We start from the raw sequence: 25,891 nt of genomic DNA, 5'->3' as shown, positions 1-25,891 counted from the left end.
TGTGGTTTGTTCAACTATTGTAACCAATCCACCTTGGATATTAAAGGATCAACTTCTTCAATCGCTCACTCAGCCCAGCTTCTGTCGCTCTTTGCGGGACACAGACAAAGGCTCCATATTAATCAGACCTCGATCTGACAGAGCCAGCGCCATTTTGTAGAAAGCACGTGTACGAATCTTCGTATACGTATCCTTGCTGACAGGCGGATCAAACACATGGTTATACACTTTATAGTCAAACACATCATCGTCTTTCAAATATCGTTCACAGACGAGTACACGTTCCTTTTCACTCAGCCGGGACACAACAAAATCAATCGTATCGCAATATGCCTGACGCGCGCGCTGCACGTCCACATTGTAGATTGCCGTTCTCGCCGTGGAATCCCCCGTTACATTGGTTGCACCGTGGAAACGCTCGGCATAACTTGCCGTCACCATAACCTCTCGTTCTTCAAATGCAATGGTTTTATAGATACGGTATTTTTCCAGCGCAGCTTCAACAGCTGTTTGCGTTTTGCGTCGGTCCAATTCAGGCAGCATCAATTCCATATTTATCTTCCTCCTCTAATATTTTTACTCCATTCATATCTCTTACTCTATCGTTCACGTCATGTTGTTTTGCCATCATTCTTTGCACGATGGAAAAACGCTCTTATTCATAGAGTTGTCCAGTTTCCTAAATAAATAACGACATGTCTTCAATTTCCCGCTGTTGCCTTTAGGAATCACTCCAAATCGGTATAATCCGGGGAATTACCTTCTTCAAAGAGTCATTTCTAAAATCCAACCTGTGTCATTGTTACATTTTGTTCGTATAGTGTTCGTATTTCTATTTGAGGATACCACTTTCTGGAGATCGGAGTAAACCTTCATTTTGGTTCGTTTTGACGATAAAATAAAACCTTCGCTCTCATTTCCTATGCCTTTTGGCATAATTGTTTCATATCTCTTTACCTAATGGTATATATACGTTATAGTACTGTTTAATTAATGAACTTCCGCACAAGTCATTTGATTTTTAATATTAAGAAGCCCCCCTTCTCCTTAATGCCGCTAAGGTACATATCAAGCGCATACGTAGTGAAGGAGACGGAATCGATTCTGAAGAAGCGAAGCGTCCGCCTAAAAGCTTTCTGCAAGAAAGCTACATCGGAAGCATACGCTATCAACGGATTTCACCCTTTAGGAAAGGGAAACAGGAAATCCGGGGATAACAGCGATCAAAAGAACGATCCGAATCCGGAACGGCGCACCCGCAGAGGTTTAGGAGTTGTCGCATTCATCTTTCTTCTTAATATTAATTCAAGCACTTGTACGAATCGAAGGAGTTGGCATAATTGTGGAGCACGCTTTTGGTCCTTATATGAAACAACTGCGCGAGCAACAGGGATACAGCATCAATCAGCTCGCCGAAGCAGCCGGGATAAGCAACTCACAGATATCACGTATTGAGAACGGGGTCCGGGGTGTGCCGAAACCAGCGACCATCCGCAAGATTTCAGATGCACTCTCGGTGCCCTATACAGAGATGATGAAGCAGGCTGGTTATATTGAACCAGGGAGTGCCGCTGAACTTCAGGACGTACCGGAATGGGCTACATACAAAGACCGTCGTGATTTCAAAAAGATGCTTGAGGACGATGATGATCTGATGTTTGACGGCATTCCACTCGATGAAGAGGACAAGAAACGAATCAAGGATGTGCTGACAGGTCTGTTCTGGGAAGCCAAACAGATGAACAAACGCAAAAAGACAGACGAATCGGACAATCGCCCATGAGGCATGACCCACTGAATTTAATAAGGCAGCAGGTGAGATCATATGGATGACATCGTAACAAAGCTGATTCGAAAACACCGGACCAACTGCCCGTTCAGCATTGCCCGCGCGGTTGGAATACAGATTCGTTTTACCAATTTGGGGAAGTCCACCAAGGGACTGTACTTTCGCAAGCTCCGGCGCAGGTTTATCGTCATACACAATGATTTGCCGCCGGAGTGGCAACGGTTCGTGTGCGCCCATGAGCTTGGACACGACCGACTTCATAAAGGGATTAATCGATTCTTTCTGGAGGAACATTCCTATTTTGCTCCAGGCAAGCTGGAAAGACAGGCTAACCGTTTTGCCATTCAATTGCTGACCTCCGGAGTGATGCCTGAGCCGGATGAATCTTTGGAGAAATTTTGTTTACGTACCGGACTGCCGCGTGAAGCGCAGCATTTTTTTTACACTCTTTAAGAACATACGTTCTTTTCGAAGATTATATTTTCCAACAGCAGATTTACATGTCACTTTCAGGTTACTTATTTTTACGTAATTCGCGAGATTTCCTAATAATAGTCTGTTAAAATACTATTTGAGCTGTGTAAATGCTCAAGTAGATTATTATTTTGGGAGGTTTCGGAATCATATGAAAATCTGGAAGAATTACGTTTCACTTCTGCTAACGGTCTGTTTGCTGTTTGGCAGTGTAGGTATTGCCGCAGCTGCAACGGATACCACTCCGGGCACAGGTAAACACATTACCATTCTACATACGAATGATACGCATGCCCGTTCAGTTGAATCTTCACCTGCTATGGGTTTTGCCAAAGTAGCTGGAATCGCTGACAAATATCGTAGCGAAAACCCGAACACACTCTTGCTTGATGCTGGAGATGCTGTACATGGTACAACATTTGCCACTCTCGTGAATGGTGAGAGCATCGTAAAAGTCATGAATGAAATGGGATACCAAGCCATCGTACCGGGTAACCACGAATTCAACTATGGTTCAGATCGCCTGATCGAACTGGCGGACATGATGAACTTCCCCATGCTGAGTGCCAACGTGAAGAAAAAAGACGGAACACGTCTCTTCGATCCTTACCTCATTAAAGAGGTGGATGGCGTGAAGATTGGTATCATCGCTTTGACTACACCGGAAACGTTGTACAAAACGAATCCTAAAAACGTAGAAGGCCTTGATATTACAGATCCATCTGCGGAAGCTAAAGTTCTGGTAAACGAAATCCGCAGCAAAGTAGATGTTGTTGTGGTATTGGGACACCTTGGACAAGATGCATCCAGCACGGATACTAGCTTTAAAGTTGTTAAAGAAGTTCCTGGCATCGATGTATTCATCGATGGTCACAGCCACACTGTACTGCAAGATGGCCTTGTATCCGATAACGGAACATTGATTGCAAGTGCAGGAGAATACACTAACTACGTAGGTGTCATCGATCTGTGGGTAGATGGTGGTAAAGTAACGAAGAAACAAGCAACATTAATTGATGAAACTGAAGCAAAAGACATCAAACCAAATGAGAAAGTCGCGACTCTCGTAAACTCCATTCAAAAAGAACAAGAACCTATCTTGAAAGAAGAAGTAGCCAATACAGCTATTCTGCTGGATGGTAAACGTGAACAGGTACGTGCAGGTGAAACTAACCTGGGTGACCTGCTTGCAGATGCCATTCGTGATGTCAGCAAAGCCGATATTGCACTGACTAACGGTGGTGGTATCCGTGCTTCCATCGAAAAAGGGATCGTAACCAAAGGTGATATCATCACAGTGCTTCCTTTTGGTAATCAAGTGGTAACTCTTGAAGTGAAAGGGTCCGATATTCTGGCAGCCCTTGAAGTCGGTGTAGCTTCCTACCCGGAACCAAGCGGTGGATTCCCGCAAGTATCTGGTATCAAGTTCAAAATCGATACTTCCGCTGCAGAAGGTAGCCGTGTACATTCCGTAACCGTGGGCGATAAAGCCCTTGATCCGGAAGCAACGTATACACTGGCAACCAATGATTTCACAGCTGTTGGTGGTGACGAATACACCATGTTTGCCAAATATCCAACTACGGGTATGTATGGCGCGCTGGACGAAGCATTGATCAATTACATGCAAAAGCTTGGCGCTGTAGACATCAAAACAGATGGTCGGATCAGTGAAGCGGTAAAACCTGCAGTAGAGCCGGAAACTCCGGCAACAGAAACACCAGCTCCAACTAAGCCAAAACCAGAAACACCAAAACCGGAAAAACCGTCTAAACCAACACCAAGTAAACCTGCTCCAGCCAAACTGCATGTTGTGAAATCCGGAGACTCCCTGTACTCTATCTCCAAACAATACGGCACAACTTGGCAGGCATTGCAAAAGCTGAACAATATCAAAAATCCACACTGGATTTATCCAGGTCAACAATTGAAATTGCCTGCAGCTTCTTAAGCTCAGCAAAGCAAAGTGCATATAGGCATGACCGCTTATAGTGCATCAGCATACCGATCTATCTTGTCATAACTAAAAGGGTGTACCCAAAGCCAGATTACTGGTTAAGGGGACACCCTTTTGTATCTCCATTCTTAAACATCAATCCACATCAGATACTTGAACATTTCCTGTGGACATATCCTGCTGAGCCTGACAATCATCTGAGGCAAAAATAAATCCCAGCCAGGCCTTTACGGACCAACTTTATCATGTGCCTTCGACACCGAACTATATAAAAACTCTCCGGAATTACCGTGTTCATGGGCTTATTGTACATTTAATTTCGACATCTCTGTCTTCTCAACTTTGCATACTTGCACATAAATCCGCCTGAGTATGACCATCTTCAAATCTTTAATTATAAAATCATGTGTATACTAAATACATATGTCCAAATATAGTTATTTCGTATGATATCACTCATAAAATCCTACCAAATTGCATGCCTATAGCCCTCTTTTTCATGCTCAGATTGGAATTTCAGCAATCAAAATCAGCTACCGCATCATATTCGGTACTATTATATGAACTCATATAATTAGCGAATCTCCTTGATCTATATAAGTTGAACTAAAGATATGTTCACACGTACACTCCGATGACAGAATAACCTTCCAATCGCTGTTATCCCCAGATTTTTTTGATTCCCTTTTCTCAAGGGAAAAATCCGGTGATAAAGGCGAACGCTTCGCTTTTTCAGGTTTTTTCTGTCCTCTCCGTCTCTGTGTAAATGATTAGTTCAACTTATTTAGGAAGTGAGCTGTTCCTTCACATAAAGCACAGCTTCCTGTGCAGTCAACCCGATTCGTTTCGATTCACCTGATGCTGCAAGTGCGTGTGATCCCAGTTCGACCTGTCCTTCGGCTGCTCCTCGGCCAATAACGATCTGCACAGGCAATCCGATCAGCTCCGCATCCTTGAATTTCACACCTGGACGTTCATCCCGGTCATCAACCAATACTGTGTAACCGCCATCGATCAATTGTTGTTCCAGTTCGAGGGTGAGCTGACGCTGCTGCTCATCCTTCCAACTTACTGTAACCAGATGCACATCATAAGGCGCAACAGCGGCAGGCCATCTTATGCCTTCATCTCCTGCATACTGCTCAGCTATCGCAGCCATCAGGCGGGATACGCCAATGCCGTAACATCCCATGACTGGCGCACACTGGCGACCATTACGATCCAGGAATGAAGCACCCATGGCATCACTATATTTCGTTCCCAATTTGAATATGTGTCCAACCTCAATACCTTTGGTAAACACAAGTGGTGATCCACATGTTGGACAAGCATCCCCCTCCGCAGCAAAGCGGATTCGTTCTACTCGCTCCAATGCAAAATCAATCCCTGGGCGTACACCGGAAACATGCACATCCACTTCATTGGCTCCTGTAATTGCACTCTTCATCACTGCCACGTCAGCGTCCACCACCATCGGCAGATTTAGTCCAATCGGACCCAGGAATCCTACCTTCAGATTTGGATGTGCCGCAATGGCTGCATCGTCTGCAAGGATCAGTTCCTCTGCCCCCAACACCTGTTTCAATGCGATGTCATTCAGTTCATGATCTCCACGCACAAGGGCAGCGACGAGCTGACCATCCGCCACATAAAGCAGCGTTTTGATCATATGTTCAGCACCTTTGCCCACAAAGGCAGTTAACTCTGCGATCGTACGAACGCCAGGTGTCGAGATACGTACTAGGTTTTCCGCTCCTGAATGTTCAACCGTTTGAAGCGCGGAGTCTGCACTCGCAGAGTCGGCTGGAACTTCCAAGCTTCCTTCTTTTTTCTGAATATCTCCAGAAGTCTGATAACCCGCTTTCTCCAGATTTGCAGCATATCCACAATGTTTGCAGGTTACAATTGTGTCCTCACCCACATCAGCAAGAGCCATGAACTCATGTGTTTCCCCTTGGCCGCCAATCGTTCCTGCGTCAGCCTCAACACGGATATAGTCCAGACCACAACGCTCCAGAATGCGACTGTACGCTGTGTTCATCGCCTGATAAGTCCGATCAAGCTCTTCCCAGTCCGAAGCAAAAGAATACGCATCCTTCATGATGAACTCACGTCCACGCAGCAATCCAAATCGAGGACGGCGTTCATCCCGGAACTTGGTTCCGATCTGGTACAGGGTGAATGGCAGCTTACGATACGAACTCACCTCGTCCCGCGCTAAAGCGGTTACGACTTCCTCATGTGTTGGTCCAAGAGCAAATTCCCGTGCATGACGATCCTTCAGACGCATTAATTCAGGACCATACTGTGTGTACCTTCCGGACTCTTCCCACAGTTCGGCTGGCTGCATAATCGGCAGCAACACTTCCTGACATCCAGCACGATCCATCTCTTCACGAACGATCCGTTCAACATTTAACAATGTACGCCGTCCGAGGGGCAAGTAACTGTATATCCCTGCTGCCAGTTGGCGAATCATACCGGAACGCAGTAACCAGCGATGTCCCGCTGCATCTGCCTCCGCTGGCGCTTCACGTAATGTTGGGACAAGCATTTCACTTTGACGCATCATAACACACTCCTAATCTTCCTTTTTGTTATTAAATACGGCGCATAAACAGCAAAAAGACACATCCGTCAAGGGACGAATGTGTCGTGGTACCACCCTTATTTAACTGCAAATTAATCCGTTCGCAACCTTTGCGATCTGTAACATGCAGTCCTACGGGGCATAACGGGCCCTGCCGGCGGAGGTTGCAACCCTGTAGGGGCATTCTCTTCCGCAGCTCGCGAGGTAGGAATTTATGAAGCAGCTACAGGAACCTTGCACCACACTGTTCCCTCTCTGTTGAAGCTGGATTGCACAATCATGTCCTCGTTATAACGCTGTTATCATTTTTGACCACATTAGTTCATTTACAAGTAATTGTCAACCAATTAGTCGAATACAACTCCAGAATAATACTCCACTACATCACGAATGAGCATAAACGCATCCCCATTGGTAAGATTGTTCTTGTCAGCAATGCCAGCAAGCGTGTCAGCACTTATAAAGTTTTGCGTTTGTAATTGAGCAAGTGCCTGTTCAAGTGAAGTTTCCGTTTCTGAAGTTCCCATTGCCAGACATAACATATACGCAGCCTGATCCAACGTTAAAGGTAGGGTTACGGCATTCTCCATATTTGCTAGAGCTTTGTCGGCACTGCCTGTGTAGGCTTCTGGAAACATCGCTTGCATTCTTTTCAATTTACTTAAAAATCGTTCTGGATTCATTCCTTTATCCAGTTCCCAACCATCGTTATTATAATCGCCTGAAGTCATATACATACTCGCTGCAGCCAGCAATCCCTTGTAATCCTTATGCTCCATATAATCAGGCTGCTCGAAACGATGTACTTTCAGATCCATCCCCTGATTCTCCAGCATCTTACGTAGTTCAGATGCTCGCTCTTCGGAAGTTGAGAGTTCGCGGAAGGACTCCTTATGGATATATGCCAGCTTGACCGCCGCTCCTGCTGCTTCTCCCTCTGCCATTCCCATTGGGACAACTCTTGCACTACCGTGTGGGATTGTATCAAAACTTGCTGCACGTCCAACGACGAGCAAACCATCAACCTTTAGCGGTACAAGCGAGCGAAAAGGTACACCATATTGAATAGGACTCAACATAATCGTGCCGGGATTTCCAACACTCGTGCTCTGAATATCAATATCGTATGAGCCGTATCCAATGGCATCCCAATGATCACGATTTTCCATGACATCAGCTAATGTTAATCGGTACTCGCCATAGATATGACGTGATTCCCTCACGTAAAGCTCGTTTGCTGTTCCAACATATTGTAACCCTGCAAATTCATCATAATTTTTCTTCAGAAAATCAACAATTAGTGGGGCTTCTTTACGCCCGATTTCCAGACCTTTTTTCACAGATATCGGATCTAACGGATCTACCCCAAAGATTTGCATCGTATTAATCAAGATTGTATCATCATTTTGTCTTCCGATATTCAGACTTCGAATCTTAATATGTTGTGGATTGGAGGATTCATATTTTCTAGCATCACCGTACCCCCAAGCACTCATCTTATCAACCCCGGTTCCCTCTCTTTCCCTAAACTTTTGCCATACCTCATCAGTAACACCGCTTAACTTGAATACAAGCGTAGAGACCATTTTGGATTTACCATCTCCAATATCTTGTCTACCTATGGAGTATGGAACTCCTGCAGCGGCTGCAATATCCGCATCTTGCGTTGCATCAATGATGGAGCGGGTTGAAATCTGAACAGTTGTTCCATCTTCTTTAGTTAAGCTCATACCCGTTATTGTCGTGTGATCTCCCGTAGATTGTTCAGTAAGGGGGACTAATTCCTTAACATTCATCAACAGGTCAATGTTAGGTTCAGAACGAACCATCCGATAGAAAATGTTAGCCGCTGTGTTGGTATCAAATGAACTACCCTCGATCTGGTCAAACCATTCCTGGAAGATACCTTTGTTCAAAAAGTCAGGCTGCCGCAAACTACTCAATAACTGCGGTTGTTCAGGGGAATAATTTAGATCCAGTGTATTAAGGCCTCCCTCGGTCAACAATCCTCCCAACATGTTGCGATCTCTTGCTTCCACCAGCAATACACGCATCCCATTACGGGCAGCTGATAAGGCAGCAGTAATACCTTCCGGATCCGTTCCAGCTACAATAACGTTATAGGAATCTTTCAGGTTTAGTGTAGATTGCACGTCCTCCAAAGGCTGCCATACATAATTATTATTAAATTTATAATTCTTGTTCCAAATATAGAATGCACCATATGCAGCGCTCATTAAAACAATAAACACACTGGCTATAATTGCTGTTATTTTCAATTTTCTACTAATCAAAGAAACAAACCTCCATATGTACTTTAAATTCAATAATACTAACTTAACTCGTGAACTAGTTTTCCTGTGTTATACCAACAACCGACTAACTTTTTCTCCTTTCCTGCATGAGCATGCTATAAATAATAAAAAACTCCCCAACACTTCAAACGGTGTTAGGAAGTTCTGATAATAAGACGGAAAATGCTACTTTTATGTTGCCATAAATACAAACAAAACATAGGAAAGTCCCTAACTTTCCTCATTATAACGACCACTTTTGGCGAAGTAAAGACTTACCAAAACCGGAAATGCATCAGAAAGATCATTAAACACTCAGACTGTTCGTTCATCCTGACTACAATGAATTCTCTGGCGATGGCTGACATGGCAGCACGTTCCCTGTAATATAGAGAAATAGAAATCTATCACAGGTATTAATCGATAAAGGAGCTTGTCCTATGCCATATATCATATATGATCTTGAATTCACGGTAAGTCGCAATACTCGCTATTCTTCTGAAATTATTGATATCGGTGCCGTCAAAGTTACGGAAAGTGCGGATGGATTGGTCGTAACGGATACGTTCCATACGTATGTTCGTCCTTCCAATAAGTCTGTTCTTTCCACTGATACGATTCAGTTTACAGGTATCACACAGAAAGATATTGATGCAGCCCCCCTTTTTCCGGCAGCACTGAACCAATTCATTGCCTGGATGGGAAGTGACCCCTATTACATGTGTTCCTGGGGACCCGATGACCGCAGCAAACTGATCTCTCATTGTCGCACCCATCAACTTGATGTGGCCTGGATCACCAATCATAACGATCTCCAGCAACAATGGTCCCGCACCGTTCGTAAAGAAGGCAAGTTCCGTCAACTCGGACTCGCTCAAGCTCTTGAAATCTGTGGAATTGAATTTGATGGTACCCAGCACCGCGCCTTGGATGATGCCATCAATACAGCCAAGGTGTTTATGCATCAATTTGACCGATTCACTCTGGAAAACAACTGTGCAGCCGATGATGAGGGCATTACATCCAAGGTTGTTTATTCCAGCTCCACAGAAGATGAAGAAAAAGAATCTCCATTTGGCAATCTGGCAAGCCTTTTCAAAACCAAAGAGTAACCGTCCACAGCACAATACTTAATCGTGTCTTGGCTTAGGATGGATGGCATTCTAATCTCAACTTTTATTGTACATTTGTTGCCAATAGTTTAGGCGTTCTTTCATCTTGATGCGGTAGATTTCCGGTTCGAGAATTTCCGCATCAGGTCCATATTTAGATATCCATACGAGAAATTCGTCAACATCACTTAATATGGCTTCAAATAACAGGCTACCTTCCGGTTCAATGGTTAGGATGGGTCGCATAAAAAATTGCTCCTGCATCACACGCTCCACAGCATGGGGTGCAAATCGAATTTTGAACGCAGTCCACTCCGTACTTCCCTCGTATGCCCAAGGAATGCGGAAGTGCGATTGCATGAGATAATCCTCTTTGCGAAACGTGCGTGGCAATATCCGTATCTTTTGCAGCCGGCTCACCTGAAATATTCGAAGTTTCTCCGACAGGTGACAATACCCTAACAGCTCAAATCTGTATTCACGAGGGATAAGACAGTAAGGATCTATACGTACGATCCCTTTTTTACCTTGAGACAGATACTCCCCTTCAATGGTGTTCTGTGAAATGCCAGCCTGAAGCAGGGTAATCATGGATTGATTCTGCGAATCGTTGTTTTCATTTTGCCATGCGGGCAATCCCGCTTTGAACAATCCACTAATTTGCTCCGACCATTCCACTCGTTCTGTTTTGTTTTTCTGACTCGCAGCAACCACTTTCTCATAAGCGCTCTCAAAAGCAGGTTTCAGCAAAGGACGAATGTTCTCCATAACTTCAGCAAGATGCATGAAAGCTAGGGCTTCTTCATCAGACCAATTTAGCGGATACATGGCAAATTGGCTGATAAACATGTACCCTTGCCCGTGTCCCATATTGGCGATCGGGATATGCATTGCACTGAGGGCCTCCATGTCGCGGTATATCGTCCTTTCCGTCGTCTCGCATCGCTGGGCGAGCTCACGTGCCAGTATGCCTGGCTTGGCCTGAACCAGCGTTATAATGCGCATTAATCGGATTAGTCGGTCTGTCATTTTGCCGGACCCTCCACGATGTTGTTTCAATAAATTTGATACAACTCCATCCATTGTTTAATATGATATTGATACATACATTCGACCTTCTCCTAAACTTCACCTTCAAATATGTAGACTCTCTCTATACCGTTACCACCTGAAATCAACCCTATTCCCCTAATATCTTTTTTTCACGATCATGATATCCTGTTGTAAACGTGATCTCATAGTGATAACGCAACTTTTCAACGATCTCGGCTTCCGCGTAATAGTCCAGATCTTGCTTCCGCGCAGCTTCAATTAACAAGGCATCAGCATGACGACGTAACATATTACTTCCCTCTTGAACCCGGCCTCTTTCGTAGGCGCGCAGGGCTTGTTTGATCAGGGGCACGGTTTCACTTAATTTGATCGTCTTCTCCACCTTGGGATCTTCCGGCTGTCGCAGCATGCCCAAATGACTGGTGTACTGAATATACAACTGTTCTCTTCGTAACAATACACGTTGACTTTGCTTCAACTTCCTTGTGCTCCAGTAGGCTGAACATACGGCAGCTTTTCCTGATACACGGGGTCCCATGACGAATTCAAGCAAAATTTGTTTACTTTCTCCCTTGTACATATCCCCAAGCCTCAATAACCAGCCAATATCCGTTTCCTTGGAACGACATCCATAGATGCCTTTTAGCTGTACTCCATATTCCGGTTTGAGCAAAAGTTCCAAATCTCTTGATACAATTTTGGGTGCTATTTTCCTAAGTCTTTTGGCAGGGGCACCGTTACGCCACTCTACCATCATATATACGGGGTCGGCTCCCCCTGTCGGTATGGCCTCTTTATTCCACGAATAAGATACTTCAAAGACTGAGTTCACTGGTAGTCTCTCCCCCGATTTATGTGTATTATCTTCTAAGTTATCAGGGTGAATGGACACTATATTGTCACGGAACACATGTTCTCATTAAATTTTTCCAATATATTAGTTTTATATCCCTAAATCCGTCTCAATACGACAATAAACGACGAAAAAGCCTGGCACTAGGCCAAGCTTATCAATCACTTATCTATGACAAGTCCCAAATTAAACAGTAGGATGATCGATTCCCATTTTGTGTAAATATTGTACACCATCTGCTTCGTTTACCGGTGCATAGGTGACACTGTCAATGACCAGCTTACGCCCTACTGGCTCTCCATTAACAGTGATCATAATTGTTTTGGTTGATGTGTTCTGATCTGCTGTATACATATGTTTCTACTCCTTCATGTTCACGATCTTATATTCAATCGGATATATTGGTATCGTTCATTAAATTGCGCATTTGTGAATAGCATGCACCCGGAACTGAAGTAAAAGATCTGTAAAACGGTCCGGTATGCTTGCCTATCGTTCTATTACCCCGCAGATTTGTAAGCTAAACAGCCCTGTTCCTAAATAATTTTATATATTTCGGGTAATAAAACGATATCATCTTGAACCCATCGTCCCGGTTTTGACGTATAATGTAAGAGCCGTATTTCAACAATAGACGACGAATTCGGCGATTGATCTATCTAACCGAAGAAAGAGGTGTTAACGATGCCAAAATCCATTCAGGGTTATTTCATTCGGGTGTTATTCACCACATGCATTCTATTTACCGTTTCGATCGCTTCGACAGTAAGTGCAGCCAGTGCCAATATTTTTACGGATATATACAGCGGATGGGAGCGAGTCTCCGAACTGCCCGGAGAAGTGAACGCTCTGCAGGAAAGTTATAAGCAAACGATGGAGCAATTAAATCAAACGTCTGCTCAGTTGGGACAAGCCCAAGCCAATGTCGAAGCATTTAAGACCCAGAACGAACAACTGCTGGCTCAGAACCAAAAACTCACTGAAATGGTAAGTAAATTACAAGACGACCAGAATGCCAAAGCAGCTACCACCAAACGAATTCAGACGACGATCATCACTGTCGTTTCTCTCATATTGGGTTACTTTGTTCTGATTCGTGTAATGCGCTGGGGAATGCGTCGCCGTTCCGGCCGAGTATAAAAGAACAGGAGCAACTGCATGAACATACACCTGAACAATGCTGAAGCAGGCGGAGCAGGACAAGTCGTCACATTTTCACTGATTAAAGATGACCGACTTCATATTTTGCATCCGCAGCAAATTGTGGCCTTCCGCGGTCCGAGTGGGAGTCGCAATGATAAATTCATGAATATCACGGGCATATATCGCAAAAAAAAGCTGATTAAATCCGAAATCACCGGACCTTGCCAATTTGTGGCTGCCCTGCCTCCCGGATTCACGATGAAGGAAGTGGAGCTCACGGAGGACAGTGATCTGCTCTATGACTTCCGCCACCTGTTCTTCTACTCTGATGGTGTAACCATGCATACCAAAATTCAGAAAATCAAAAACATGCTAATCACCCGTGATGCAGTGAAAATGAAATTTTCCGGCAAAGGCAAAATTGGATTGCTCACTCAAGGTCAGGTCTGCCAACAGGAACTTCACCCAACAGCGCCGCTCTATGTGGATGCTGGTAGCATTATTGCCTATCCCGAAAATGCACATCTGGAACTCACCGTATATGGTAACAACCTTGCCAGTCAGCATATGAATTATCATTGGAAGATGACAGGACATGGATCTGTACTCTTTCAGGCGGGACGTGAGAATCACCGCTTGGAACAGGATCTTAACGATGAGGGACTGTTCAAACGAATTCTGAAAGAAGTGATCCCTTTCGGCAATGTATTGATCAAATAAGCTGTTAGTTGATGGAGCCGACCAATTAGCTGCCACTATGCTCCAGTGGGGTGGTCACCACACCGTTTCATGTTATAATGGTTCAGACAATTGAAGAAGAAAATCCATGCCTGTGGCATGGGAGAGGTTCGCGAACTCCCTCTATAAGACTTGACCATGTGATGGTCAGTATAAGTCTTGCGTACACATTGCGGTCACCATGCAATCATGTACGTAAAAAACTAAGGACACTTACTCTTGCCTGCTTTTTTGAAGCGGTTATCGAGAAGGTGTGTTTTTTGATGGATGCCAGTTCATGAACTTCTCTGTTCTTCCGACACTCTATGCCTATGTGCATGGTTTGATCTCAAGAAGATAGAGAGGTTTTTTTATGTTGAACGAAGAAAAAGCAGTCGTTGTATTCAGCGGCGGTCAGGATAGTACCACGTGTCTGTTCTGGGCCAAACAACAGTTTGCCGAAGTAGAGGTCGTTACGTTTGATTATGGTCAGCGCCACAAGTTAGAGATTGAATGTGCAACAGAGATCGCACGTGATCTGGGCGTACAGCAAACGGTACTGGATATGAGTCTGTTAAATCAGCTTGCCCCCAATGCGCTCACTCGCACGGATGTGGAGATTACGCATGAAGAAGGTGAACTGCCGAGTACATTTGTGGATGGACGGAATCTGCTGTTCCTCAGTTTTGCAGCCATTATGGCCAAGCAAAAAGGAGCACGTCACCTGGTTACAGGTGTATGCGAGACGGATTTCAGCGGATACCCGGATTGCCGGGATTCATTTGTGAAGTCGATGAATGTGACGCTTAACCTGTCCATGGACTATCCATTTGTCATTCACACCCCGCTCATGTGGCTGGACAAAGCCCAAACGTGGAAGATGGCCGATGATCTCGGTGCTTTTGATTATGTACGTGAGCGTACTCTGACCTGTTATAACGGCGTGATCGGCGATGGATGCGGAGATTGCCCCGCTTGCAAACTTCGCAAAGCCGGATTGGATCGTTATGTACAACAACGTACTGCTACTGAATCGGCGGGAGTGGATGTACGATGAGAGAGCCGGGAACATTCCGTATTGTTGAGCATCTGCAACGTATCGGAGAAGATATTCTACCCACCCAGCTGCGCTATCACCGCAAACGTGTGCTTGTAAGCAAAGAATTCACCTTTGACGCAGCACATCACCTGCATTGTTATGAAGGCAAATGCAAGAACTTGCACGGTCATACGTATAAAGTTATTTTTGGCATCAGCGGTTATCCGGGTGAAACCGGGCTGACAGTTGATTTTGGACATATCAAAGATATATGGAAAACTCAAATTGAAGGATATCTGGATCATCAGTACCTCAACGAGACACTTCCTTTAATGAATACTACGGCTGAAAATATGGTCGTTTGGCTGTTCGAACAGATGGAACATGCGCTCCAGACGGAGCCCTATGCTGGGCTGACCGATGGTGGGCGGACGGAGTTTGTCCGACTCTTCGAGACACCCACCAGTTACGCGGAAGCGAGACGGGAGTGGATGATCGATGAGTAGTGTGACACACCAGAAGCTTACCTCGTCAAGTAACGACGGCCGCAAAGTCAAAACTTCATCCGATACATCAGTTGAGAAGCATACGGCCGATGAGACGGGCTCTCGCAAAGAGGCTCGTATTCCCGTGATGGAGATTTTTGGTCCGACGGTTCAAGGCGAAGGCATGGTCATCGGACAAAAAACGATGTTTGTTCGTACCGCCGGCTGCGATTATCGCTGCTCCTGGTGCGACTCGGCCTTTACCTGGGACGGCAGTGGCAAGGACCTGATTCGAATGATTACGCCAGAGGATGTATGGGCAGAATTGCGCCGCGTTGGCGGCACCCGTTTCTCCCATGTTACTATCTCTGGCGGTAATCCCGCCCTGCTCGCTTCGCTGGGCGGATTGGTTGCCCTGCTGCGGGAGAACGGCATCCGCACTGCGGTGGAGACACAGGGCTCCCGCTGGCAGCCTTGGCTAGCGAACATTGACGAAGTCACCGTCTCGCCCAAGCCACCGAGCTCCGGCATGGACACGGATTGGGCCGTGCTGGATGATCTGATCGGACGGCTGGCCGCTGGCCCGGTAGAACGAAGTCACAGTCTGAAGATCGTGATCTTCGATGAGACAGACTTGGACTATGCCCGCCGTGTGCATGCACGGTATCCGGGCACGGATTTATTTTTACAAACCGGGAACCCGGATGTGACTTCCGCCGATACGCCAGATCTGGCGTCCTCACTGCTTGCTCGTTATGAGTGGCTGATCGACCAAGTCAGTGCCTCCGATGACCTGAATGATGTTCGTGTGCTTCCACAGCTTCATACGTTGGTATGGGGCAACAAACGCGGCGTTTGATAGGCAGTATGGGTGGAATGGGCGGCATGATGTAAGGATGAGGGCGAAAGGTCCTTAGAAAATAAGAGAATTCAATAGGCAAAAAAATGCCTATTCATATATACCGCGAGGCTTCGGCTTTGACGGAAACAAGGAGCGTTTAATAACCGATGAGACAACCTGATGAAATGCAAGATGTGACGTTGCTGGGCAACCAGAACGTTAAATATACGTTTGAATATGATCCAGGAATCTTGGAGAACTTTGATAACAAACATCCGTACCGCGATTATTTTGTGAAATTCAACTGCCCGGAGTTCACCAGCCTGTGCCCGATTACGGGTCAGCCGGACTTTGCGACGATCTATATCAGCTACATTCCTGATATCAAAATGGTCGAGAGTAAATCACTCAAGCTGTACCTGTTCAGCTTCCGTAACCATGGTGATTTCCACGAGGATTGTGTGAATATTATCATGAACGACCTGATCAAGCTGATGGACCCGCGCTTCATTGAAGTATGGGGCAAATTCACACCGCGCGGCGGCATCTCCATTGACCCGTATACGAACTATGGTAAGCCTGGAACGAAATACGAGCAGATGGCCGACCACCGCATGATGAACCATGATATGTACCCGGAGACGATTGATAATCGTTAAACTGGCGGGTAAATAAACTCTGCTATAACTAAAATAAATTATAGGACACAGAAAAGCCGAACTCTTCAAAACCTGAAGAGATCCGGCTTTTTCTTTGTTTAGTATACACCTGTATGAGACTAAGTGTCTCAACGCAATTGGATCGCAGCGCATTCAAGTAGACTGATCTTCCTTTAGTTCTCTGACTTTTTTGACGTAATGTCTCAACATCAGCACACCAATCGATTGAAAAATGATAAATATGACGATGGCAGCAGATAGAGATTTCGGTGCAACATAGACAGCCTGAAACGTTATTACAGCCATATACAAAATAGTCATCACCAACTCACGTTTGGCGGATTCATAAGGTGATAAGGATTTCATATCCATCCCTCCTCTATCCTTCTTACACATAAATATGGGTCTTCTTACAGTAGATGCTAAAGTAATACGTTTATTTTGTAAATGTAATGTTAGAAACAAACACCTCAGAAATAAAGTTGAATTCATCAACGTTTTCCCTTGTTCCCCTTGTCGGTCCAATCAATCTATCCTATTATGTAACAATATGCTTACACGCATATATTACAACATCAGGCGCTGATCCCTCGTGACCGCGACCAAAGGAGAATTGTACATGTCTACACAAACCTCATTAACCAAGGACGCCACAGCGCGTTCGAAAGCCCCACCCGGATCGGATGCCCAAAGCACCGTTTACCGGATACTCATTGCCATCAGTCTGGTTCATCTCTTCAATGATTCGATCCAGTCGGTCATTCCCGCCATTTTTCCGATTCTGAAAGACTCTATGCATCTCACGTATACTCAGATCGGATGGATCTCATTTGCTATTAACTTTACCGCATCCATTATGCAGCCTGTCGTAGGCTGGTTTGCTGATAAAAAACCGACACCATCCATCCTGCCCATTGGCATGGGTTTTACATTTACCGGCATGTTGCTGTTGGCCTTCGCTGACAGTTATATGGCTGTCCTGATTTCCGTTATCTTTGTCGGTCTAGGTTCCGCCGCTTTCCATCCGGAAGGTTCACGGGTATCCCATATGGCTGCTGGTCAACGCCGTGGACTGGCACAGTCCATCTTCCAAGTTGGTGGTAACGCCGGGCAGTCCCTTGCCCCATTGCTTACACGCTGGATCTTTATCCCGTTTGGACTGTTCGGTGCCATTGGATTTACAGGCATTGCTGCCATGGGGATTGCAGTTCAGATCTACATAGCCCGTTGGTATGGACGTATGCTGCAATCGGGAGGATATCTGCGTAGACAGGCTGCTGCCCGTCGTGCACCCAATCCTGCTTTGCGCAAAAAGATTACTGCCGCCATTACGCTATTGATCTTGCTTGTCTTTGTTCGTTCCTGGTATATCGCTTCCATTGGCAGCTTCTATGCGTTTAATCTGAAAGATACTTTTGGATTGTCCACAGAGGACGCGCAGATCTATATCTTCTTGTTCCTGGCTGCCGGAGCACTGGGTACGTTCTTCGGAGGCCCCTTGGCGGATCGATTCGGCAAACGTAACCTGATCTTCCTGTCCATGGCCGGAGCTGCTCCTCTGGCTCTGTTACTACCCTATGCGAATCTGTTCTGGACAGGCGTACTGCTAACCATTATTGGTTTTATCATGTTATCCAGCTTCTCGGTTACGGTTGTATACGCGCAAATGCTTATTCCAGGCAAAATCGGAACGGTTTCTGGTCTAATTACTGGTCTGGCATTTGGTATGGGAGGCCTGGGCGCACTCGTGCTGGGGAACTGGATTGACGTCTTCGGCGTATCACCGGTAATGCAGATGTGCAGCTTCCTGCCACTGCTCGGGATTTTCACATTCCTGCTTCCATCCGATAAATTACTCAATATCTGGGCGAAAGAAAACGGTAGTGAGGAATAAAGAATACATCAACAGGTGTCCACTTTTTATTCTATATTAGATCCAATCCTTACGTGGCAGCATCGCCCTTATAAGACTTTATCTTGCGCTAACGAACATGACAGCACTTATTTGAACGAATACTGCTGGTTTCGCAATCTAAAGAATCTAAGCAACGTTATTCCAGAGAAAAAGGCCGAAAACCTTGGAATGTGCGTGTGAGATGCAGAAATAACGTGTCTGAGATTCTTTAGAAATCGGGATTAGTGAAATATCGCCCAGTAGCGTCTGCTGATTTCGTTAGATTTCACTTTAGTCACCTACATTTGCAGTATGAATAAAATGTTTGAACCATAACAAAAAGGTTCCCGCCATCTCTGTATATACAGAACGGCAGGAACCTTTTTGTTGTATATGTTTTCCTCGTATTTAGCTTCAAACGTATTATTCAACGTCACACATGACAACGTTGCTACCTTGACCTGTAATTAGTTCCTTCACATCTTCAAATTCAAGGAATACCGTCGCCGTATTTTCCATGGGATGAATTCCAATTTTCTGACCAACTAAATCCTTGTCAAAAACTACGGTCACGTTTTTCTGAATATTATTGAGAACCCCCATAGGGTTGACGTGCCCTTTTTCCAATCCGAGTAACTCCAACAAATCCTTTTCACTGGCAAAACTTAATTTGCGGCTAGGTATCTTTTCGCTTAAACTTCTCAAATCAACTGACTTCGTTCCAGCAATCGTCACCAGATAATAGTTGCGCTTCTTGTCGTCACGCAGAAACAGATTTTTAACGATATGTTCTGTATGTGGAATCTGATAAGAGAATATTTCCTCCATCGTGTATACTGCGGGATGTTCAATACTTTCGTAAACGATATTATTGTGATCTAAAAGATCATAGAAACCCTGTTTGTTTAACATATCAAATTCATCTCTTTCAATATAAATATTCTTTTATAATACTACTTATTCTGTAACCTTATTTCAAACGCTGAAGGATCAGCCGTTTTTTGTACAGCATTTTACCTGCTTCGGCTACATCTCGAATTGTATTTTTGTTGCTCACGGAACCAAACACCATGCCTGCAATCGGCACAAGTTGGAACAGCTTCTTCCAGCCAAAAGATTCACTGTAGGAGTTAAACACTTCCCGCCATCCCTGCATCTGCGATACTACTTCAATAGGTTTGTCGGGATCATCATAAGCGGCCAGTTCTTCGATGATCGCTTTCTTGCCTACAATATCGGCGGAAGAGAATTGCAGACATTTGACAATAAAGATGCGCTCCAGCGGCTCATCCGGATCATACCCGTAACATAGTGCCATCTCCTGCAGTACCTTCAGAGAAAGCCCCATCACCATCGGAATATCTGCTGCTATGGTTACAATGCCACCAAACCCTGTAGCTGCTCCCTGAGCCGCGGCAAACTTCGTTCGACTCTCGGTAATGTTATCAACCACCTGGTCCAGCACCTGAAGTGGCAGATTCTCTACACTATGAATCTTCGCTGTCCCCTCAGCTTCAGCATCCTGCTCCAGACGATAAGTCGTGTCCATCATGGAATAACCGGACCTCTCAGCTTCCTCTTGCAGCAGCTTGGCTACCTTTTTCTTCTGTACGAGGAATTTGCCCCCATTCTGCACATACTGACCCACGTCGTTCAGGGAATCTCCGATCTTCTGTTTCAGGGCTTTAGGCATCACTTTATCCAACATCGCAAAGGGCAAACGCCCGATTTTATCCCAAATAAACAAGTCTTTCTGTTGTTTCTCCCATTTCAAAATCTGTTCAAGTTCCTTATCCAACGTCTCGCGTGAATCCATATGTGATCCTCCTAATAGGTTCTGCATCGTAATCTGTATCTCTCTCATACGCAGAAATCATCGTTGTGGTTGCTTTGTTTTGTGTCCAGGATACATAGTTCAGACCGCTCTATCTTATCGTTCACATACGGAAGAGCCCTTAATCAGCATCAATCGCTAACTAAGGGCTCTCGTATTTAAGGTTTCACTACCTCTTATTTTGCTTCCGCTACTGCGCTGCCATCTGGAACCGGAACACCGAAATCAGGTGTCCCATCTTCACGCCAATGAATCACTTGAGCACGGGCGTGACGGTTCGGATCATACAAGGGGTCACCCTCGATGTCTTTGTAATTACGCGCATGATAAATCAGAATATCGGTCTTGCCATCCGGTGAGACCGTAAAGCTGTTATGACCCGGACCGTATTGGCCGTTCGCTTCACAAGTCTGGAATACCGGCTCGGGTGATTTCACCCAGCTGGCCGGATCAAGCAAGTCGGCATTTTCATCTGCGGTAAGCAGACCCATACAATAATTGTAATCGGTCGCGCTTGCCGAGTAGCCGATAAACAACCGCCCATTCCGATGCATCACGGCTGCTCCTTCATTGACCTTAAAGCCGATGATTTCCCAATCATACTCTGGCGTAGAGATCATAACCTGTTCGCCGCGTAGCGTCCATGGGTTCTCCATTTCGGCAATGTACAGATTGGAGTTGCCCACAATATCAGGATCTTTCTGTGCCCAAACCAGATAGCGGATTCCTTTATGTTCAAAGGTTGTTGCATCCAGCGCGAATGATTCCCACCGTGTGTAAATCTGCCCTTTCTCTACCCACTCTCCTTCGAGTGGATTCGCAGAATCGTTCTCCAAAACATACATCCGATGATCGAACAGACCTTCGTTGGTCTCACTGGTGTGAGCCGCAGCGTAGTGTATGTACCATTTTCCATCGATAAAATGAATCTCCGGTGCCCAGATGTTGGCACTCATCGGCCCCGTGTCACGCTTGGTCCAAGCCGTTACTGGCTCGGCATCTCTTAACTCTTCCAACGTCTCTGCTCGCCGGATTTCGATCCGGTCAAAGGCTGGTACGGAAGCGGAGAAATAATAGTAACCGTCTGTATGACGGTACACCCACGGATCAGCGCGCTGCTCCAGGATGGGATTAGTAAAGGTAATAGAATCAGTCATGGGAATGCTCCCCTTTCAAATGTTGTTTGGCTCGAAGTTTGGAGATGTAACACAATTGCGAAAAAGCGAAAACCCTTTTGGGGTGGTGCACAGCGGACGTTCCGGGGTGGTAGGGCCTTGATGCTCTCTTGTCCTCCGATTTCTTTTCCCACCGCTTCTGGCGGTTGAAATCGGATGCCAAACTCGCTCCTGCGGCTCCTTCCTCCCCCTCACTGCTTGTGCACCCTTAGAGCAGTAGCTCGCTCTTTTCGTGCTCGCTGGGTTACAACCTCACTTCGAGCCATTGTGTGGCTCGGTCTTATGGGGTTGACCGCTTCGCAGGGTCAACTCTCCTCATATTCAGTAAACGATTGGCCTCAGACATAGGCCAGCACAGATGAATCTTGAGTGTCTAAAAGCTGCAACACCTTGGCGTTAGTGCACCTTAACATGCCAACTTTGTCATGCACAGCGGGCGTTCGGGGGTGGTAGGGCCTTGGTGCTCTCTTGTCCTCCGATTTCTTTTCCCCACCGCTCTTGGCGGTTGAAATCGGATGCCAAACTCGCTCCTGCGGCTCCTTCCTCCCCCTCACTGCTTGTGCACCATCGGAGCGGCAGCTCGCTCTTAACGCGCTCGCTGCTCGCCCCCTTACTCCTCCGCTGCGCTAATTTGCTTGCCCCAGACCGCCACGCCGTGGTCATCGAGACCTGTCACCACCAGCGTGGGCTGGCTTCGCTCCCAGTCCCAGGACGGGAGCAGCTTCAGCTCTTCCGTGGAAGCTCCGCCCCATGGGCTTTCTTTCCACTTCAATGTCAGTGTTTGTTTGTCGTCAAATGTCCAGGCTCCTGAACCTTTTTCGCTTTTAATTTTACCGTTGCTTGTTAGGGTATAAGGCACGGCTTGAATCTGCCCGTCTACGGACGGATCAAGCACCATGCCTTCCCACTCCCCGGCAATCATGGATTTCGGAATGTCCTGCGCTGTCTCACCTGCGTAACGTTCAGGTGAAACCACAGGCCAGCCATCCTTCGTCCATAACATTTTACGTACATGCAGATAGGGCCAGTTTTTATCCGTCTCGCCCCGTGCATGATGCACGATGTAATAATCGTCTCCGTCCTTCAACACGGAGTTATGTCCAGGCGCAACCCAGCCCTCGCCTTCTGTGAAACGATAACCGCCGAGAATTTTGGTGCCGATCTCATATTGCGGCAGATGCTCCGTATCCAGCATGTTCATGCCGTTTATGTCCGTGTACGGTCCTGTGATTGAATCAGCACGCGCAACCCGCACGTTATAATCTTCAAATAAGGAGTCATATGAGACAAACAGATAATACTTTTTGAACTCCGGGTTATACACAATGTATGGACCTTCCACTGCGCCCTCTTCAGTTGCACGATCCCGAGCGGCAATACGGGTACCATAACCCTCTTCCTTGAATTTCCCCGTGTCCGGATCAAGTGGCGCAATATAGATGCCGTCAAAGAATGAACCATATACCATCCACGAATTGCCCTCAGCATCTACGATGGGATTAGCATCAATGGCATTTAATTTGTCCTGTTCATTCGCAGAAGTTTTCACAACCAGTCCTTCATCTGTCCAAGGACCTTCGGGAGATGAGGATGTCTGAAGACCAATAGCCGACTGGGTACTGCCAAAAGAAGAAGCCGAATAATACATCCGATAGGTATCGCCAGCCTGGATCACATCCGGTGCCCACAGATTGACCGCACCTGTCCAGTCCAACCCTTCTTGCGGAATGCCCGGCAGAGCCTGACCTACCCATGTCCAGTTAATCAGATCATCTGATTTACGTACCATGACACCGGGTTTCGCTTCTCCTGCTACACGAACGTCTGTGGAATAGACGTAGTATCCCTGGTCTGTTTTGATAATGGCCGGATCATGCGCATTGTTCACCGTCCAGCGTGATTCATCGTCCAAAATGGAAGTGTCATACAACTGAGTATCTTGAGGAGCTTCAGGAAAGACGGGACGGGACACCGTTTCTCCTGCTCCTTCTCCGGAACAACCCGCAGCTCCAACAACCAACAATAACAACATGGAAGCAACCACTCCTTTTCCTGAATTCGACCACCGTCGGAATTTCTTCCGCTGGTTCATCCCTTCACTCCCGAAATCGCAACCGACTCAATAATCTGTTTCTGGAAGATCAGGAAGATGATTAATACAGGTAACAGTGCTACAATCGACGCCGCCATAATAAGCGGGTAATCGGTTTGAATCGCATACGTGGCATTAAAGTTTGCTATAACGAGCTGTAACGTCTGCTTCTCCGGTGAATTCAGATAAATAATCGGTGCCAGATAGTCGTTCCAGATGCCCATGAACCAGAGAATCAGCTGTGCAGCAATCGCTGGTTTGATAAGCGGGAACGTAATACTGGAGTACAACCGAAAGTAGGAACTACCATCAATCTTGGCCGCCTCAATAATCGCATCAGGTACACTAAGCAGGTATTGGCGCAGGAAAAAGATCATGATTACGTTACCGAACAGGCCTGGAACGATCAGTGGCAACAGCGTATCCACCCAGCCCAGCTTTGCAAACATGATGAATTGCGGGATCATGACTGTTGGATAAGGAATCATCATGGATGCCAGCAACGCGAGAAACAGTTTATTTTTGTGTGGGAATCTTAATTTGGCAAAAGCAAAGGCAGCGATACTGGACGTAAACGTACCCACCACCGTTACACTCACCGCAACGATGAGGCTGTTTTTGATCCCGCTGAGCAGCGGTCCTGCTTCCCAGATTTCTTTATACTTACCAAATTGGAATACTTCAGGTATCCACACAGGCGGAAGCGCGAACACATCCTGCTTCTCCTTCAATGAAGTGGACAACATCCAGATCAGTGGTGCAATCATCGCAATCGCACCAATCGCGAGTACGATAAAGATGATCGAGTTTGTTAATTTCCTCTTTTGACTGTAAGACATCTCCGGTTCACTCCTTTCCTTGACAATCAATCCCCATCATAGGCTGATTTTTCGTTCATTTTGAATTGCACCAGGGTAATGACAAAAATGAAAATACCAAGAATCATGGCCATCGCTGAGGCATAACCCATCTGCAAGTTACTGAAGGCTTTCTGCCAGATGTAGAAAACGATTGATGCCGAAGAATATTCAGGACCACCCGTAGGCGTCATAATGTTCATCTCGGTGAAGATCTGGGAACCGCCAATGATATTTGTAACAATGAGGAAAAAGGTAACCGGCTTCACCATAGGCCAGGTGATGTTACGGAAGATCTGGAACCCATTGGCTCCATCCAGCTCAGCCGCTTCGTAGTATGTACGTGATACACTTTGCAGTGCTGCCAGGTACAACAACATCGTGTATCCCAAGCCTTTCCACACCGTCATAATAATCAAAGCCGGTTTGACCGTGTCTTTGTTCGCGAGCCAGTTAGGCCCTTTAATCCCAAACAGATCAAGGAACTGGTTCACCAGACCGTAATCCCCGTTATACGCCCAGTTCCACATGATGGACACCGCAGCGAGGGAAGAAATAACTGGAATGTAATAGATCACACGGAATGTCGTTGTGCCGGGAATTTTACGATTCAGACCCATTGCCAGCAACAATGCGAGCAACAATCCAATCGGAATACCAAGCATCAGGAAGAATGTATTAAACATCGCTTTGTAGAAAAGGTCATCCGTGAGCAAATCCTTGAAGTTGGCCAAACCGATAAAGTTCATCTGTCCCAGTCCGTCCCAATCCGTAAAGGAACCATAAAGGGAGTAGAGGAACGGGAACATGACAAAGATCAGCAATCCAAGAATCGGAGGTAAAATAAACAGATATCCGTACAGCATCTCTTTGCGATACAAACTCGATTTCGTAATCACGGCGTTCACCCCTGTTTCTAGTATCAGCATGTGGCATTCTTCGATTGAACCTTGTCGATCAACGAATGCCACATGCCCGTATGGAATCCAATAAGTTCCAATACGAATGATGCCAGCAGCATGATTGCAGGCTG

General features: G+C 45.9%; 24 protein-coding genes. 11 read left to right on the top strand and 13 right to left on the bottom strand.

From position 1 onward, the window contains the following. Positions 1 to 69: 69 nt before the first annotated feature. The gene (locus tag V6669_RS06185) at positions 70 to 552 is read right to left on the bottom strand and encodes an ArpU family phage packaging/lysis transcriptional regulator (protein WP_017690187.1); all 483 of its coding nucleotides are present in this window, start codon (positions 550 to 552) and stop codon (positions 70 to 72) included. Between the two features lie 787 nt (positions 553 to 1,339). On the opposite strand from V6669_RS06185, the gene V6669_RS06180 reads away from it, so the two are divergent. The 3 genes from V6669_RS06180 (at position 1,340) to V6669_RS06170 (ending at position 4,214) form a co-directional block, all read left to right on the top strand. Next, the gene (locus tag V6669_RS06180) at positions 1,340 to 1,783 is read left to right on the top strand and encodes a helix-turn-helix domain-containing protein (protein WP_082219000.1); all 444 of its coding nucleotides are present in this window, start codon (positions 1,340 to 1,342) and stop codon (positions 1,781 to 1,783) included. Positions 1,784 to 1,825: 42 nt separating this feature from the next. Then, positions 1,826 to 2,242: an ImmA/IrrE family metallo-endopeptidase gene (locus V6669_RS06175; RefSeq protein ID WP_017690190.1), complete on the top strand. Its 417-nt coding sequence runs from the start codon at positions 1,826 to 1,828 to the stop codon at positions 2,240 to 2,242. A 172-nt stretch (positions 2,243 to 2,414) separates the two neighbouring features. Further along, positions 2,415 to 4,214 (top strand): 5'-nucleotidase C-terminal domain-containing protein, encoded by a 1,800-nt coding sequence (locus tag V6669_RS06170; protein WP_338591792.1) that lies wholly within the window; start codon positions 2,415 to 2,417, stop codon positions 4,212 to 4,214. A gap of 790 nt (positions 4,215 to 5,004) precedes the next feature. Here the strand turns inward: V6669_RS06170 and V6669_RS06165 are convergent. Next, positions 5,005 to 6,789 carry a proline--tRNA ligase gene (locus tag V6669_RS06165; protein WP_338594860.1) on the bottom strand — a complete coding sequence of 595 codons (1,785 nt, stop codon included), beginning with the start codon at positions 6,787 to 6,789 and terminating at the stop codon, positions 5,005 to 5,007. A 368-nt stretch (positions 6,790 to 7,157) separates the two neighbouring features. Beyond that, positions 7,158 to 9,104: an FAD-dependent oxidoreductase gene (locus V6669_RS06160; RefSeq protein WP_338591790.1), complete on the bottom strand. Its 1,947-nt coding sequence runs from the start codon at positions 9,102 to 9,104 to the stop codon at positions 7,158 to 7,160. A gap of 440 nt (positions 9,105 to 9,544) precedes the next feature. Here V6669_RS06160 and V6669_RS06155 point away from each other — a divergent pair, with 440 nt between their 5' ends. Further along, positions 9,545 to 10,216, top strand: coding sequence for a 3'-5' exonuclease (locus tag V6669_RS06155; protein ID WP_017690193.1), 672 nt, complete (start codon positions 9,545 to 9,547; stop codon positions 10,214 to 10,216). A 57-nt stretch (positions 10,217 to 10,273) separates the two neighbouring features. Here the strand turns inward: V6669_RS06155 and V6669_RS06150 are convergent, their stop codons facing one another. The 3 genes from V6669_RS06150 to V6669_RS06140 form a co-directional block, all read right to left on the bottom strand. Then, a complete protein-coding gene (locus tag V6669_RS06150; protein WP_253506185.1) occupies positions 10,274 to 11,245 on the bottom strand; it encodes a WYL domain-containing protein in 972 nt (323 codons plus the stop codon). 151 nt (positions 11,246 to 11,396) lie between these two features. Next, entirely contained in the window at positions 11,397 to 12,101 is a 705-nt protein-coding gene (locus V6669_RS06145) for a hypothetical protein (protein WP_017690195.1), read from the bottom strand. 207 nt (positions 12,102 to 12,308) lie between these two features. Next, positions 12,309 to 12,476 carry a hypothetical protein gene (locus V6669_RS06140; RefSeq protein ID WP_200869404.1) on the bottom strand — a complete coding sequence of 56 codons (168 nt, stop codon included), beginning with the start codon at positions 12,474 to 12,476 and terminating at the stop codon, positions 12,309 to 12,311. A gap of 330 nt (positions 12,477 to 12,806) precedes the next feature. On the opposite strand from V6669_RS06140, the gene V6669_RS06135 reads away from it, so the two are divergent. From V6669_RS06135 to queF, 6 genes are all read left to right on the top strand, one after another. Further along, the gene (locus V6669_RS06135) at positions 12,807 to 13,262 is read left to right on the top strand and encodes a hypothetical protein (RefSeq protein ID WP_036611459.1); all 456 of its coding nucleotides are present in this window, start codon (positions 12,807 to 12,809) and stop codon (positions 13,260 to 13,262) included. 18 nt (positions 13,263 to 13,280) lie between these two features. Further along, on the top strand, positions 13,281 to 13,985 hold the full coding sequence (locus tag V6669_RS06130; RefSeq protein WP_036668803.1) for an AIM24 family protein: 705 nt from the start codon (positions 13,281 to 13,283) through the stop codon (positions 13,983 to 13,985). 373 nt (positions 13,986 to 14,358) lie between these two features. Next, entirely contained in the window at positions 14,359 to 15,039 is a 681-nt protein-coding gene (gene queC, locus V6669_RS06125) for a 7-cyano-7-deazaguanine synthase QueC (RefSeq protein WP_253509410.1), read from the top strand. Beyond that, a complete protein-coding gene (queD, locus tag V6669_RS06120; RefSeq protein WP_036611465.1) occupies positions 15,036 to 15,527 on the top strand; it encodes a 6-carboxytetrahydropterin synthase QueD in 492 nt (163 codons plus the stop codon). The genes queC and queD overlap by 4 nt, the downstream gene beginning before the upstream one ends. A gap of 127 nt (positions 15,528 to 15,654) precedes the next feature. Continuing rightward, the gene (gene queE / locus V6669_RS06115) at positions 15,655 to 16,365 is read left to right on the top strand and encodes a 7-carboxy-7-deazaguanine synthase QueE (protein ID WP_338594859.1); all 711 of its coding nucleotides are present in this window, start codon (positions 15,655 to 15,657) and stop codon (positions 16,363 to 16,365) included. Between the two features lie 149 nt (positions 16,366 to 16,514). Beyond that, positions 16,515 to 17,006 carry a preQ(1) synthase gene (gene queF / locus V6669_RS06110; RefSeq protein ID WP_076251365.1) on the top strand — a complete coding sequence of 164 codons (492 nt, stop codon included), beginning with the start codon at positions 16,515 to 16,517 and terminating at the stop codon, positions 17,004 to 17,006. 153 nt (positions 17,007 to 17,159) lie between these two features. Here the strand turns inward: queF and V6669_RS06105 are convergent, their stop codons facing one another. Then, positions 17,160 to 17,372: a hypothetical protein gene (locus V6669_RS06105; RefSeq protein WP_211085724.1), complete on the bottom strand. Its 213-nt coding sequence runs from the start codon at positions 17,370 to 17,372 to the stop codon at positions 17,160 to 17,162. Positions 17,373 to 17,625: 253 nt separating this feature from the next. On the opposite strand from V6669_RS06105, the gene V6669_RS06100 reads away from it, so the two are divergent. Then, positions 17,626 to 18,900, top strand: coding sequence for an MFS transporter (locus tag V6669_RS06100; protein WP_047841924.1), 1,275 nt, complete (start codon positions 17,626 to 17,628; stop codon positions 18,898 to 18,900). Positions 18,901 to 19,323: 423 nt separating this feature from the next. Here V6669_RS06100 and V6669_RS06095 read toward each other — a convergent pair whose 3' ends face one another. The 6 genes from V6669_RS06095 to V6669_RS06070 form a co-directional block, all read right to left on the bottom strand. Beyond that, entirely contained in the window at positions 19,324 to 19,812 is a 489-nt protein-coding gene (locus tag V6669_RS06095; protein WP_338591774.1) for a YbaK/EbsC family protein, read from the bottom strand. Positions 19,813 to 19,870: 58 nt separating this feature from the next. Then, positions 19,871 to 20,716 (bottom strand): EcsC family protein, encoded by an 846-nt coding sequence (locus V6669_RS06090; RefSeq protein ID WP_338591770.1) that lies wholly within the window; start codon positions 20,714 to 20,716, stop codon positions 19,871 to 19,873. A 194-nt stretch (positions 20,717 to 20,910) separates the two neighbouring features. Continuing rightward, positions 20,911 to 21,891, bottom strand: a complete 981-nt coding sequence (locus V6669_RS06085) for a family 43 glycosylhydrolase (protein ID WP_338591768.1) — start codon at positions 21,889 to 21,891, stop codon at positions 20,911 to 20,913. A 628-nt stretch (positions 21,892 to 22,519) separates the two neighbouring features. Then, positions 22,520 to 23,941 (bottom strand): arabinan endo-1,5-alpha-L-arabinosidase, encoded by a 1,422-nt coding sequence (locus V6669_RS06080; protein ID WP_338594858.1) that lies wholly within the window; start codon positions 23,939 to 23,941, stop codon positions 22,520 to 22,522. Between the two features lie 56 nt (positions 23,942 to 23,997). Next, complete coding sequence (locus V6669_RS06075) at positions 23,998 to 24,840, bottom strand: carbohydrate ABC transporter permease (RefSeq protein ID WP_036611483.1); 843 nt, start codon at positions 24,838 to 24,840, stop codon at positions 23,998 to 24,000. A gap of 26 nt (positions 24,841 to 24,866) precedes the next feature. After that, entirely contained in the window at positions 24,867 to 25,757 is an 891-nt protein-coding gene (locus tag V6669_RS06070) for a sugar ABC transporter permease (RefSeq protein WP_036611613.1), read from the bottom strand. Between the last annotated feature and the right edge of the window lie 134 nt (positions 25,758 to 25,891).

Source organism: Paenibacillus sp. Y5S-9, assembly GCF_036894235.1.
Taxonomy (GTDB): domain Bacteria; phylum Bacillota; class Bacilli; order Paenibacillales; family Paenibacillaceae; genus Paenibacillus.
Note: the sequence above shows the minus strand (reverse complement) of the source record. Positions and strands in the feature narration are given on the sequence as shown.